The organism is Xylophilus ampelinus, assembly GCF_003217575.1.
In the GTDB taxonomy this organism is placed as follows: domain Bacteria; phylum Pseudomonadota; class Gammaproteobacteria; order Burkholderiales; family Burkholderiaceae_C; genus Xylophilus; species Xylophilus ampelinus.
Genome location: NZ_QJTC01000001.1, coordinates 120,040 through 132,362 on the forward strand (window position 1 = coordinate 120,040; position 12,323 = coordinate 132,362).

Genomic DNA, 12,323 nt, shown 5'->3' on the forward strand with positions numbered 1-12,323 from the left:
CGGCGGGTTTCGGCGGAGGTGATCGCCCGAGCGATCGGGCAAGAAAGCCGGAAGCGGCGGTGCGCACGACACGCGAGCACGGTGGACCGCGATCGCGCATTCGGAGTGATGTTGTAGGACAACACCACAATAAACATGAACGTCGCATTAAATTACTATGGAGAATGTTTGAATAGGTTTTTAGTCGTTGGACTCGGCACCGCGGTTCGTCCTCACCGCTGCCGGTTCCTCGGCGATCGCAGACGCTGGCTGCTGGCCCCGCGATGTCTGTTGTACGGGCCTATTCCATAGATGCGCGGAGCAATACGGGAAACCATGGGAGTTCGAAATGAGGGACGAATTGCGGCATATCGCCTTGAGCGTCAGCGAGCCACGGCCGGGCGTGTTCTGCTGGGTCATGCTGGAAGACGCTGGGGGCACCGGCGCCTGGACCGAGATCGAGAAATCCGACGTCTGCTACTCCAGCTACCTGGGCGCGTTGGGAGGCGGCGTGTTCGAGCTCGATTTGATGGGCATCGGCTCGCGCGGCCCGCGCACGTCGCTGCCCCAGGGGCAGGGCGCGGCTCCCCTGCGCGATGCGGGATGGGGTGCGCCTCAGTAACGCCGGGCGTTCGGACTCCGACCCGCTCGCTCGTTTTGCCCGACCCGTCGCCATCGGCCGCACCACGGGCGGGCGAGGCCTCGTCGGCGGCGCTTCTGTCGTAACGCTGCGCTTGCTATCGAAAGTATAGCTATCTGCCGTGGACCATCGACGGCTGCCGCCCTATTTGGTTCCAAAAAGACGGTCGCCGGCATCGCCCAGTCCCGGCAAAATGTAGCCGTGGCTGTCGAGCTGGCGGTCGATCGCCGCGGTGTAGATCGGCACGTCGGGATGGGCGGCCTGCAGCGCGGCCACGCCTTCGGGACAGGTGAGCAGGCAGAGGAACTTGATCGACTTGGGGTTGAGCTTCTTCAACCGGTCGATGGCCAGGATCGCCGAGTTGCCGGTGGCGAGCATCGGATCGACCACGATCAGGTCGCGCTCCTCGGTTTCGGCGGGCATCTTGAAGTAGTACTCGACGGGCTGCAGCGTGCCGGGATCTCGGTACATGCCGATGTGGCCGACGCGGGCACCGGGCAACACCGACATCATCCCGTCGAGGATGCCGGTGCCGGCCCGCAGGATCGAGACGAGCACCAGCTTCTTGCCGCGGATCATCGGCGCCAGCATCGTCTCCAGCGGCGTCTCGATCTCGACGTCCTGCAGGGCCATGTCGCGGGTCACCTCGTAGGCCATCAGCGTGCTCACCTCGCCGACCAGCCGGCGAAAGCCGGGGGTGCCGGTGTCCTTCTTGCGCATCAAGGTCAGCTTGTGCTGCACCAGCGGATGCGAGATGACATGGAGGTTGGTGGTGGCCATGGGGATTGTCCCGGGAGGATGCGCGGCGGGAGAGGGCATTGCCGGGCCGGCCGTCGGACCGGACGAGGGCGTATGGCGCGGGACGACGCAAGCTGCATGCCAGAGCGGACCGTTCGTTCGGAAACGGCCTGCGAACTCGGGGCGGCACCGGACGACACGGGAGCCGCAGATGCAGAAAAGGCCGGCGCCCTCGCGGAACGCCGGCCTTCCCGGGAGGGCGGGCGTGCGTACTTTACGCGGCCTGCTCCAGCAGCTTGTCCAGCGTGACCGGGTAGTCCCGCACCCGGATGCCACAGGCGTTGTAGATCGCGTTGGTCACCGCGGCGCCGGCGCCGGAGATCCCCAGTTCGCCGATGCCCTTGCTCTTCAGCGGGTTGGACCATTCGTCGAGTTCGGGCAGGAACACCACCTCGATGTCGGGGATGTCGGCATGCACCGGCACGTGGTATTCCGCCAGGTCGTGGTTGATGAAAGAACCGTAGCGCTTGTCCGTCACCAGTTCCTCGTGCAGCGCGGCGCCGACGCCGAAGATCATCCCGCCGATGCACTGGGAGCGTGCCGTCTTCTCGTTCAGGATACGGCCGGCGGCGAAGACGCCCAGCATGCGGCGGACCCGCACTTCGTAGGTGTCCATGTTGACGCCCACCTCGACGAAGTGCGCGCCGTAACCGGCCTGGGTGTGGGTCTTTTCGTTCTGGCCGGGCGCCACCTCGCCGAGGGCCTCCACCGCGCCGCGCTTCGCCAGATCGGCGACCGACACGGTCTGCGCGCCGTCGGTGAGGGCGCCGTTGGCGATGGTCGCCTTGTCGGGCACCGTGCCTGCGCGCTGGGCGAGCTGGGCCCGGATCTTCATGCAGGCGTCGTACACCGAACTACCCGAGCTGCCGGCGCCCCAGGAGCCGCCCGATCCGGCACCGGCCGGGTAGAGCGTGTCGCCCAGCTCGACCTCGACCTTGTCGAGCGGCACGCCGAGCAGGTCGGCCGCGATCTGCGACAGGATCGTGTAGGTGCCGGTGCCGATGTCGGTCATGGCGGTTTGTACCAGCACGTTGCCCGATTCCTGCAGCTGCACCCGGGCCTTCGACTTCACCAGCGGGTTGGCCCGCACCGCGGCGGCCACGCCCATGCCGATCCACCAGCGGCCTTCCTGCTGCCGGCGCGGCTGCGCGCTGCGGCGCGACCAGCCGAAGCGGCGGGCACCGTCTTCCAGGCAGGCCACCAGGCTGCGGCTGGAGAAGGGCACCTTCTTCTCCGGGTCCTGCGACGGCTCGTTCTTGATCCGCAGCGCGACCGGGTCCATGCCCAGTCGCTCGGCCAGTTCGTCCATCGCGTTCTCGAGCGCCAGCATGCCGACAGCTTCGCCGGGCGCGCGCATCGAGGCGGCCGCCACCTTGTCCATCGCGGCCAGGCGGTGGGTCGTCTCGCGGTTAGGCGCGGCGTACAGCATTCGCGTGCCCAGGCCGGCGGGCTCGTAGGTGCTCTCGTCGGGCAGGTTGTCGCTCCAGGTGTTGTGGCCGATCGCCACCAGGGTGCCGTCGCGGTGCGCGCCCAGGCGCAGGCGCTGCACCGTCTCGCTGCGGCGCGAGGTGTTGAAGAAGACCTGCTGGCGCGTCTGCACCACCTTCACCGGCATGTCGAGCTTGCGCGCGGCCAGTGCGGCCAACACCGCTTCGTTGCACACGTCGAGCTTGCCGCCGAAGCCGCCGCCTATGTAAGGGGTGATCACGCGGACCTTGTCCTTGCCTGTCTTCAGCACGCCGGAGAGACCTTCGACCGCCCAGTTCGGCATCTGGTTGGAGGTGTGCACCGTCAAAGCGCCGTCCTTCCACTCGGCGATCGTCGCATGGGGCTCCATGGCGGCGTGAGACTGGTCGGGCGTGGTGTAGGTCACGTCGGTCTTGACCTCGGCCTTGTCGAAGGCCGGGTCGAACTTGCCGACGGCGGTATCTACCGGCTGGCTCGGGTCCGAGGCCTTGGGCTTGCTGGCGGTGTCGACGATCGACTCACGGTCGAAACGGCCCGTGGCCTTGCTGTCGTCGGCGTATTTGACGGTCAGGGCCGCGGCGGCGTCGCGCGCTTGTTCGAAGCCGCGGGCGACGACCAGGGCGACCGGCTGGCCGTAGTGGTGAATGTCCCTGCCCACCAACTGAGCCTTGGTTCGCTTGCCCTTGCCCTGACGGGCCACGTTTTCGTGCGTCAGTACCAACAGTACGCCGGGCATCTTGCTGACGGCTGCGGTGTCGATCGACACGATGCTGCCCTTTCCGATGGCGGAGCCGACGATGAAGCCGTAGGCCGCCCGGATCTCGTGGTACTCGGCCGCATAGGTGGCCTGGCCGGTGACCTTGAGCCGGCCGTCGACCCGACTGATCGATTTGCCGACGGTGCCGGCGGCGTTGTCGTCCAGCGCGTTGCGCGGAATGTGTTGGCTGATTTCCATGGGGTTCCTTCGGTCGCGCTCAGGCGCGGGTCGCTTCCTCGAGCACGGCGGTCACGGTGCGGCGTACGAGCGGAATCTTGAAATCGTTGTGGCCCTGGCCCTTGGCGCCGGCGAGCAATGCGTCGGTGGCGGCGGTCCATTTGCCGGCTGAACCGTCGCGGATCGCCGCTTCTGCGGCCGGCTGTCGCCAGGGCTTGTGCGCCACGCCGCCGAGCGCCAGCACGCTGCCGGTCTTGCTGCCCTGCGGCTGCACGATGGCGGCGACCGAAATCAGCGCGAAGGCGTAGGAGGCGCGGTCGCGCACCTTGCGGTAGATCTGGCGTCCGCCCACCGGTGCGGGCAGCACCACGGCGGTGATGACGTCCTGCGGCCCCAGGTTGCTGTCGCGCTCCGGCTCGTTGCCAGGCAGGCGGTGGAAGTCGGCGATCGGGATGGTGCGGCGGCCGGAGGGGCCCTGGGTCTCGACCTGCGCATCCAGCGCGTGCATCGCCACCGCCATGTCCGAGGGATGAACCGCGATGCAGGCCTCGCTCGCGCCCAGGATCGCGTGGATCCGGTTCACGCCGCCGATGGCCGCGCAGCCGCTGCCGGGCTTGCGCTTGTTGCAGGGCAGGTGGGTATCGTAGAAGTAGGGGCACCGGGTGCGCTGCAGCAGGTTGCCGCCGGTGGTCGCCTTGTTGCGCAACTGGGCCGAGGCGCCCGAGAGCAGCGCCCGGCTCAAGACCGGGTAGTCGCGCCGGATGCGCGGGTCGGCCGCCAGGGTCGAGTTGCGCACCATCGCGCCGATCCGCACGCCCCCTTCGGCCGTCGCCTCGATGTCGGCCAGCGGAAGGCGGCTCACGTCGACCAGGTGGGCCGGCGTCTCGATCTGCAGCTTCATCAGGTCGAGCAGGTTGGTACCGCCCGCGATCAGCTTGGTATCGGGGCGGGATGCGAGCATCTGCGCGGCGGACTCGATCGAGTCGGCGCGGTCGTAGCTGAACTGTTTCATGCCTGGCCCTTCGCGACGACGCGGATGGCCGCGACGATTGTTCGGATAGGCCGAGCAGCGGCAGAGATTGCCGCTCATGCGCTCGCGGATTTCGGCGTCGGACAGGGCGGCGTTGCCTTCGAGGCTCTCGCTCACGTTGCTCGGCATGCCGCGGCGGGCTTCGTCGAGCATGCCGACGGCCGAGCAGATCTGGCCGGGGGTGCAGTAGCCGCACTGGAAGCCGTCGTTGTCGATGAAGGCCTGCTGCATCGGATGCAGTTGCTGGCCGGTGACCAGGCCTTCGACGGTGGTGACTTTGTCGCCGTCGTGCATCACGGCCAGGGTCAGGCAGGAGTTGATCCGCTCGCCGTTGACCAGCACGGTGCAGGCGCCGCATTGGCCGTGGTCGCAGCCCTTCTTGGTGCCGGTGAGGTGGATGTGCTCGCGCAGCGTGTCGAGCAGAGAAGTGCGGGGGTCGAGCTGGAGCGCATGCTCCTCGCCGTTGACGGTGAGGCGCACCGGCAGGGTCGGACCATCCGGCGTGACCGGGGCGGGAGCGGGCGCCGCGGCGGTTTGGCCGGAGGCACTGTCGGCCGTGCCGACCAACACGCCAGCGGCACTGGCACAGACGGTCGACTGCAGCACCGTACGCCGGCGAACCGTTACGGCTGGAAGCGAGGAAGCCATGGTGATCCTGTCTTTTATCGTGGGGAAGGATTCGGATGAATCCCTTTGCTCACGATAAGGACCAGAGGTAGCATGCTAATGTAGGACGGCGTCGTCCGGCGGCAACGGACACCGCCGCGCGCTGCAGTGCCCAGGCGCCGCGAAAGGCGCCTTATCGCTTGCGGCCGCCGAACAGGCTGCCCAACACGCCGCGGATGATCTCGCGGCCGACGGTGGTGCCCATGGTGCGGACGGCCGACCTGACCATCGACTGCGCCAGCCCGTCGCGCTTGCCGCCGCGCGGCCCGGTGCTGCCGAACAGCACGTCGTGCAGGCCGCCCATCGAGCCGCCGTCTTCGGTCTTGCCGGCCGCGCCGGTCGTGCCGGGCATCGGCTGCGCCGCGGTGGCGGTGCGATCGCGCAGCATCTCGTAGGCCGAGACCCGGTCGACGGTCTTCTCGTACACATCGGCGACCAGGGACTGCGCCATCAGCTGGGCACGCCGCTCCGGCGCGATCGGCCGGAGCAGGCTGGCCGGCGGCAGGACGAAGGCGCGGTCGGTCACCGAAGGGCGGCCCTGCGCGTCGAGCAAGCTGACCAAGGCCTCGCCCACCTGCAGTTCGGTGATGGCCGCCTCGATGTCCAGGCCGGGCTTCTGCCGCATCGTCTGGGCGGTGGCGCGCACCGCCTTCTGGTCGCGCGGGGTGAACGCGCGCAGGGCATGCTGCACCCGGTTGCCCAGCTGGGCCAGCACGCTGTCGGGAATGTCCAGCGGGTTCTGGGTGACGAAGTAGACGCCGACCCCCTTGGAACGCACCAGGCGCACCACCAGCTCGATCCGCTCGACCAGCACCTTGGGCGCGCCGTCGAACAGCAGGTGCGCCTCGTCGAAGAAGAAGACCAACTTCGGCTTGTCGGGGTCGCCGATCTCGGGCAGCTGCTCGAAAAGCTCCGACAGCAGCCATAACAGTAAGGTGGCGTAGAGCCGGGGCGACTGCATAAGCCTGTCGGCCGCCAGCAGGTTGACCACGCCGCGTCCGCCGCTGGTCTGCAGCAGGTCCTGGATGTCGAGCATCGGCTCGCCGAAGAAGCGGTCGCCGCCCTGGCTCTCGATCTGCAGCAGGCCGCGCTGGATCGCGCCGACGCTGGCGGCGCTCACGTTGCCGTAGCGGGTCTTGTAGTCGGCAGCCCGGTCGGCCACGTGCTGCAGCATCGCTCGCAGATCCTTCAGGTCGAGCAGCAGCAGGCCCTGGTCGTCGGCGATCCGGAAGACGAGGTTCAGCACGCCCGCCTGGGTGTCGTTCAGGTCGAGCATCCGGCCGAGCAGCAACGGCCCCAGGTCGGACACGGTGGCGCGCACCGGATGACCGCTCTGGCCGAACACGTCCCAGAAGGTCACCGGGCAGGCCGCGGGTTCCGGCGGCACGATCCCCCGGCTTTCCAGCACCGCGCGCAGCTTCTCGCCGATGCGGCCCGGCTCGGCGATACCGGCCAGGTCGCCCTTCACGTCGGCCAGGAAGACCGGCACGCCGATCGATGAGAACCGCTCGGCCAGCGTCTGCAGCGTGACCGTTTTGCCGGTGCCGGTGGCGCCGGTGATCAGTCCGTGCCGGTTGGCCAGTGCGGGCAGCATGTCGAACGTGGCGTCGGAATTGCGCGCGATCGTCAGGGACGGGAAGGCAGTGGACATCGACACTCTCGAAAGACGGTAGGGCGCGCCAGTGTAGCCAGCGGGCGCCCGTCGCCACCGCCGCCGCCCGCCCGGCAGCGACGGTCCGAAAGGTAAAATCGCGCATGGCCCGGACCCCGGGCCATCCTCTGCATCACGAGAAGAGATACGAAGCATGGCCGGACACAGTAAATGGGCGAACATCCAGCACCGCAAGGGGCGGCAGGACGAGAAGCGCGGAAAGGTCTGGACACGCGTCATCCGGGAAATCATGGTGGCCGCGCGCGCCGGTGGCGGTGACCTGGGCATCAACCCGCGGCTGCGGCTTGCGGTCGACAAGGCCAAGGCGGTCAACATGCCCGCCGATACCATCAAGCGCAACATCGACAAGGCGACCGGCAACCTCGAAGGCGTGAACTACGAGGAAATCCGCTACGAGGGCTACGGCATCGGCGGCGCCGCGATCATCGTCGACACCATGACCGACAACCGAGTGCGCACCGTGGCCGACGTGCGCCATGCGTTCAGCAAGTACGGCGGCAACATGGGCGCCGAGGGCTCGGTGGCCTTCCAGTTCAGGCATGTGGGCCAGCTGGTCTTCGCGCCCGGCACCGACGAGGACAAGGTGATGGAAGTCGCGCTGGAGGCCGGTGCCGACGATGTGGTGACCGGCGACGACGGCGCGATCGAGGTGCTGGCGCCGCCCGCCGAGTTCGAAGCGGTGAAGGACGCGCTCGAGGCCGCCGGCCTCGCCGCCGACATGGCGGAGGTCACCATGCGCGGCGAGAACACGATCGACCTGGCCGGCGAAGACGCCGCCCTGATGCAAAAGCTGCTCGACGCCCTCGAAGACATCGACGATGTGCAGGCCGTATTCCACAACGCCGCGATTTCCGAATGAACCCTTTCTTTTTCCGTGGCGCACCTGCGCCATTTCCCTCCTCGCGTGAAGCCGGTTCTAATTGTGCGACCGGAGGTGCCGCATGAAGGTTCTCGTCATCGGCGGCGGCGGCCGCGAACACGCCCTGGCGTGGAAGCTGTCCCGGTCGCCCAAGGTGCAGATGGTCTTCGTGGCGCCGGGCAACGGCGGCACCGTACGCGATGCGCAGCTGGAGAACATCGCGATCACCGACGTGCGGGCCCTGCGCGCCTGGGCGCTGGCCGAGAAGATCGGCCTGACCGTCGTCGGCCCCGAGGCACCGCTGGCGGCCGGCGTGGTGGACGAGTTCCGGGCCCACGGCCTGAAGGTCTTCGGCCCGACCCGGGCGGCCGCCCAGTTGGAAAGCTCCAAGGCGTTCTCCAAGGCCTTCATGCAGCGCCACGGCATTCCGACGGCGGAGTACGACACCTTCACAGACGCCGCCGCGGCCCATGCCTATGTGGACGCCAAGGGCGCGCCGATCGTGGTGAAGGCCGACGGCCTGGCCGCCGGCAAGGGCGTGGTGGTGGCGACGAGCCTGGTCGAAGCGCACGAGGCGATCGACTTCATGCTGGCCGACAACAAGTTCGGCGTAGTGCACAACGCAGGCGGCGCCCGGGTGGTGATCGAGGAATTCCTGCAGGGCGAGGAAGCCAGCTTCATCGTGCTGTGCGACGGCAGGAACGTCACCGCCCTGGCCACCAGCCAGGACCACAAGCGGCTGCAGGACGGCGACCAGGGTCCCAACACCGGCGGCATGGGCGCCTATTCGCCGGCACCGGTGGTCACCGCCGACGTGCACGCCCGGGCGATGCGCGAAATCATCCTGCCGACGATCCGCGGCATGGAAAAGGACGGAATCCCCTACACCGGCTTCCTGTACGCCGGCCTGATGATCGATGCCCAGGGCCGGCCCAAGACGCTCGAATTCAACTGCCGCATGGGCGACCCCGAGACCCAGCCGATCGTGATGCGCCTCAAGAGCGACCTCTCCGATGTGCTGCTGGCGGCCGCCGAAGGGCGACTCGACCAGGTCGAGCTGCAGTGGGACCGCCGCGTGGCGCTGGGCGTGGTGATGGCCGCGCACGGCTACCCTCTCGACCCGCGCAAGGGCGACGCCATCCACGGCCTGCCCGACGACGAGGACGATGCGATGGTGTTCCATGCCGGCACCGTGCTGGAAGACGGCGTGGTCAAGACCTCGGGCGGCCGGGTTCTCTGCGTGACCGTGCTGGCCGACAACGTGCGCCAGGCGCAGCAGCGTGCCTACGACGTGGCCCGCGGCGTGCACTTCGACGGCGCGCAGTACCGCCGCGACATCGGCTTCAGGGCCCTGCGCGGTTGATGGCGGCCACGGACCCGGCGGGGCAGATGCGCGCCTACCTGGTGGGCCTGCAAGGGCGCATCGTGTCGGCACTGGAGGCGATCGAGGCCGAGGCCGGCGGCACCGCCGCCTTCGTCACCGATCCGTGGCAGAAAGCGGCCGATGAGCCGCTGCAGGGCCAGGGCATCACCCGCATCCTGGAAGGCGGCGCGGTGTTCGAGCGGGCCGGCTGCGGCTTCTCCCACGTGCGCGGCCTGCGGCTGCCGCCCTCGGCCACCGAGCACCGGCCGCAGCTGGCCGGCGCGCCGTTCGAGGCGATGGGCGTGTCGCTGGTCTTCCATCCGCGCAATCCCTACGTGCCGACGGTGCACATGAACGTGCGGATGATCGCGGCAGGCCATCCCGGCGACGTGCCGGTGTGCTGGTTCGGCGGCGGCATGGACCTGACGCCGTGCTACGGCTTCGCGGACGACGCGCGGCATTTCCACGCCACCTGCCGCGATGCGCTGGCGCCCTTCGGCGAAGACAAGTACCCGCGCTTCAAGGAATGGTGCGACCGGTATTTCTTCCTGAAGCACCGGCAGGAGGCGCGCGGCATCGGCGGCATCTTTTTCGACGATTTCGCCGAGTTGGGCGCCGAGCGCAGCCAGGCGATGGTGCAGGCGGTGGGTGATGCCTTCCTGCCCGCCTACCTGCCGCTGGTGGCGCGGCGCAAGGACATTGCGTACGGCGAGCGCGAGCGTGACTTCCAGCTCTACCGCCGTGGCCGCTATGTCGAGTTCAATCTGGTCTGGGACCGGGGTACCCACTTCGGCCTGCAGTCGGGCGGCCGGACCGAATCGATCCTGCTGTCGATGCCGCCGCTGACCACCTGGCGCTACGACTACCGGCCCGAGGCCGGGTCGCCCGAAGCAGCGCTCGCCGCGCATTTCCTGCCTGCCCGGGACTGGGTGTGAGCATTGCCGCCCGGCGCCGGATCGGCATGTTCGGCGGCGCATTCGACCCGCCGCACCGGGCGCACGTCGCGCTCGCACGGGCCGCTGTGTCGCAGCTCGGTCTGGACTGCCTGCACGTGTTCCCGACCGGCCACGCCTGGCACAAGTCCCGCATTTTGAGCCCCGCCCAAGACCGCCTGGCGATGGCGCGCGCGGCCTTCGCGGACGAGCCGCAGCTGGTCGTCGACGACCGCGAGATGCGCCGGCCCGGCCCCACCTACACGGCCGACACGCTCAACGAATTGGCGGCCGAGCATCCGGGCGCCGCGCTGTTCCTGGTGATGGGCGCCGACCAGGCCTCGCGGCTCGGCGCGTGGCACGCCTGGGAGGAAATCGTCCGAATTGCTATTATTTCCATAGCTGGACGTCCTAGCTCTACAAGCGCCAGCGATGTTTTTCATGCGGAACGCCTGCCTGGCGCCCGCATCCGGCAGATCGCACTGCCCGCACAGGACATTAGCGCCACCGACATCCGCCAGCGCGTAGCCGAGGGCCGCAGGATCGACCTTCTGGTCCCGCCTGTCGTTGCAGGCTATATTGACCGACATCACCTTTACCGAACCAACCGATGAGCACCACCAAAACGGAAACCACCGCCAAAAAGGACGTACAGAAACTTCAGCGCGCCATCGTCGATGGCCTCGAAGACGTCAAGGCGCAGGATATCCAGGTGTTCGACACCGAGAACCTCTCGCCCCTGTTCGAGCGGGTGATCGTGGCCTCGGGCAGCTCCAACCGCCAGACCAAGGCACTGGCCGCCAGCGTGCGTGACGCGGTGCGCGAAGCCGGCTTCGACAAGCCGCGCGTCGAGGGCGAGGACAACGGTGAATGGATCATCGTGGACTGCGGTCCGGCCGTGGTGCACATCATGCAGCCGGCGATCCGCCATTACTACCACCTGGAAGAGCTGTGGGGCGAGACGCCGGTGCGCATCAAGCTCGGCGCCGCCAAGCCGGTACAAGCCGATGCCAAGCCCAAGCGCACCCGCAAGGCCGCCGCCGCGCCCGAAGTCGCGGCCCGCAAGCCCGGCAAGCCGTCGGTGAAGGCGGCACCGGCCGCCAAGACGAAGCCAGCGGCCGCGGGCAAGACAACTGCCGGCAAGACGACCGCCGGCAAGGCCGTCGCCACGAAGTCGCCCACCTCCCGGACGGCAGCCGCCAAGACCGCTGCCGCGAAGACGCCGGCCAAAAAGGTCGCCGCCAAGAAGGCACCCTCCAAGTCGGTGGCCGGCCAGGACACGAAGCCGATGCAAGTGCTGGTGGTAAAGCCCAACGTGCGCCCGCCCTCGAAGTCCGCGGCCGCGCCGCGCGCGCGCCCCAGCGCCAAGACGGCCGGCCGCGCCGCCGCCAAGACCGCGTCGCCCACCGCCGCCGCCAAGAAGCCTTCGCGGGCCACGTCTAGCAAGCCGGCGCCGAAGAAGTGGTCGCGCATCTGACTTGGTAGCCCGCGGTGAAGGTCTTCATCGTGGCCGTGGGCCAGCGCGTGCCCGCCTGGGCGCAAACGGCCTGCGACGATTACGCCAAGCGGTTTCCGCCCGAGATCAAGGTGGAGCTGAAAGCGGTCAAGACCGAACCGCGCGGCTCCAAGTCGCTCGCGACGCTCTATGCCGCAGAGCGCGCCCGGATCGAGGCCGCCATCCCGCGCGGCACCCGTACCGTGGTGCTGGACGAGCGGGGCACTGCGCTCACCACCGTGGCCCTGGCCGCGCGGCTGCGGCAGTGGCAGATGGGTGGTGACGACGTGGCGCTGGTGATCGGCGGCCCCGACGGGCTCGATCCGGACTTTCGCCGGGCCGCCCACGAGTCGATTCGCCTCTCCGACCTGACCCTGCCGCATGCCCTCGCCCGGGTGCTGCTGATCGAACAGCTCTACCGCGCCTGGTCGGTCAACGCGGCGCATCCGTACCACCGCGAATAGCCGGCCGGCCGGCTTGCCGATGCG

11 protein-coding genes and 1 pseudogene are annotated in these 12,323 nt (G+C 68.6%); 7 read left to right on the plus strand and 5 right to left on the minus strand.

Translation table 11 applies throughout. From position 1 onward, the window contains the following. The first annotated feature begins 328 nt into the window (after positions 1-328). On the plus strand, positions 329-601 hold the full coding sequence (locus DFQ15_RS00490; protein ID WP_110464076.1) for a hypothetical protein: 273 nt from the start codon (positions 329-331) through the stop codon (positions 599-601). A gap of 162 nt (positions 602-763) precedes the next feature. On the opposite strand, the gene upp is transcribed toward DFQ15_RS00490, so the two are convergent. The 5 genes and pseudogenes from upp to DFQ15_RS00510 form a co-directional block, all read right to left on the minus strand. Further along, positions 764-1,399, minus strand: coding sequence for a uracil phosphoribosyltransferase (upp, locus tag DFQ15_RS00495; RefSeq protein ID WP_110464077.1), 636 nt, complete (start codon positions 1,397-1,399; stop codon positions 764-766). A 232-nt stretch (positions 1,400-1,631) separates the two neighbouring features. After that, a complete protein-coding gene (locus DFQ15_RS00500) occupies positions 1,632-3,839 on the minus strand; it encodes a xanthine dehydrogenase family protein molybdopterin-binding subunit (protein WP_110464078.1) in 2,208 nt (735 codons plus the stop codon). A gap of 19 nt (positions 3,840-3,858) precedes the next feature. Further along, positions 3,859-4,830, minus strand: a complete 972-nt coding sequence (locus DFQ15_RS17625; protein ID WP_233504216.1) for an FAD binding domain-containing protein — start codon at positions 4,828-4,830, stop codon at positions 3,859-3,861. 48 nt (positions 4,831-4,878) lie between these two features. Beyond that, positions 4,879-5,496 (minus strand): annotated as a pseudogene (locus DFQ15_RS17630) (2Fe-2S iron-sulfur cluster-binding protein); the annotation flags it as partial. Between the two features lie 151 nt (positions 5,497-5,647). Beyond that, complete coding sequence (locus DFQ15_RS00510) at positions 5,648-7,165, minus strand: helicase HerA-like domain-containing protein (protein ID WP_110464080.1); 1,518 nt, start codon at positions 7,163-7,165, stop codon at positions 5,648-5,650. A 154-nt stretch (positions 7,166-7,319) separates the two neighbouring features. On the opposite strand from DFQ15_RS00510, the gene DFQ15_RS00515 reads away from it, so the two are divergent. The 6 genes from DFQ15_RS00515 (at position 7,320) to rlmH (ending at position 12,299) form a co-directional block, all read left to right on the plus strand. Continuing rightward, positions 7,320-8,045, plus strand: a complete 726-nt coding sequence (locus DFQ15_RS00515; protein WP_110464081.1) for a YebC/PmpR family DNA-binding transcriptional regulator — start codon at positions 7,320-7,322, stop codon at positions 8,043-8,045. A gap of 82 nt (positions 8,046-8,127) precedes the next feature. Then, the gene (purD, locus tag DFQ15_RS00520; protein WP_110464082.1) at positions 8,128-9,408 is read left to right on the plus strand and encodes a phosphoribosylamine--glycine ligase; all 1,281 of its coding nucleotides are present in this window, start codon (positions 8,128-8,130) and stop codon (positions 9,406-9,408) included. Next, complete coding sequence (gene hemF / locus DFQ15_RS00525; protein ID WP_110464083.1) at positions 9,408-10,343, plus strand: oxygen-dependent coproporphyrinogen oxidase; 936 nt, start codon at positions 9,408-9,410, stop codon at positions 10,341-10,343. The genes purD and hemF overlap by 1 nt, the downstream gene beginning before the upstream one ends. Positions 10,344-10,369: 26 nt before the next feature. After that, positions 10,370-10,954, plus strand: a complete 585-nt coding sequence (gene nadD / locus DFQ15_RS00530; protein WP_110464252.1) for a nicotinate-nucleotide adenylyltransferase — start codon at positions 10,370-10,372, stop codon at positions 10,952-10,954. Next, positions 10,951-11,817, plus strand: a complete 867-nt coding sequence (gene rsfS / locus DFQ15_RS00535) for a ribosome silencing factor (protein WP_110464084.1) — start codon at positions 10,951-10,953, stop codon at positions 11,815-11,817. Before nadD ends, rsfS begins: the two co-directional genes overlap by 4 nt. A 14-nt stretch (positions 11,818-11,831) precedes the next feature. Further along, on the plus strand, positions 11,832-12,299 hold the full coding sequence (gene rlmH, locus DFQ15_RS00540) for a 23S rRNA (pseudouridine(1915)-N(3))-methyltransferase RlmH (RefSeq protein ID WP_110464085.1): 468 nt from the start codon (positions 11,832-11,834) through the stop codon (positions 12,297-12,299). Positions 12,300-12,323 lie beyond the last annotated feature (24 nt).

What these genes read in the sequence shown, in the direction of transcription:
- DFQ15_RS00490 (WP_110464076.1), top strand. Translation starts at nt 329, where the DNA reads ATGAGGGACGAATTGCGGCATATCGCCTTGAGCGTCAGCGAGCCACGG.
- upp (WP_110464077.1), bottom strand. Translation starts at nt 1,399, where the DNA reads ATGGCCACCACCAACCTCCATGTCATCTCGCATCCGCTGGTGCAGCAC.
- DFQ15_RS00500 (WP_110464078.1), bottom strand. Translation starts at nt 3,839, where the DNA reads ATGGAAATCAGCCAACACATTCCGCGCAACGCGCTGGACGACAACGCC.
- DFQ15_RS17625 (WP_233504216.1), bottom strand. Translation starts at nt 4,830, where the DNA reads ATGAAACAGTTCAGCTACGACCGCGCCGACTCGATCGAGTCCGCCGCG.
- DFQ15_RS00510 (WP_110464080.1), bottom strand. Translation starts at nt 7,165, where the DNA reads ATGTCCACTGCCTTCCCGTCCCTGACGATCGCGCGCAATTCCGACGCC.
- DFQ15_RS00515 (WP_110464081.1), top strand. Translation starts at nt 7,320, where the DNA reads ATGGCCGGACACAGTAAATGGGCGAACATCCAGCACCGCAAGGGGCGG.
- purD (WP_110464082.1), top strand. Translation starts at nt 8,128, where the DNA reads ATGAAGGTTCTCGTCATCGGCGGCGGCGGCCGCGAACACGCCCTGGCG.
- hemF (WP_110464083.1), top strand. Translation starts at nt 9,408, where the DNA reads ATGGCGGCCACGGACCCGGCGGGGCAGATGCGCGCCTACCTGGTGGGC.
- nadD (WP_110464252.1), top strand. Translation starts at nt 10,370, where the DNA reads ATGTTCGGCGGCGCATTCGACCCGCCGCACCGGGCGCACGTCGCGCTC.
- rsfS (WP_110464084.1), top strand. Translation starts at nt 10,951, where the DNA reads ATGAGCACCACCAAAACGGAAACCACCGCCAAAAAGGACGTACAGAAA.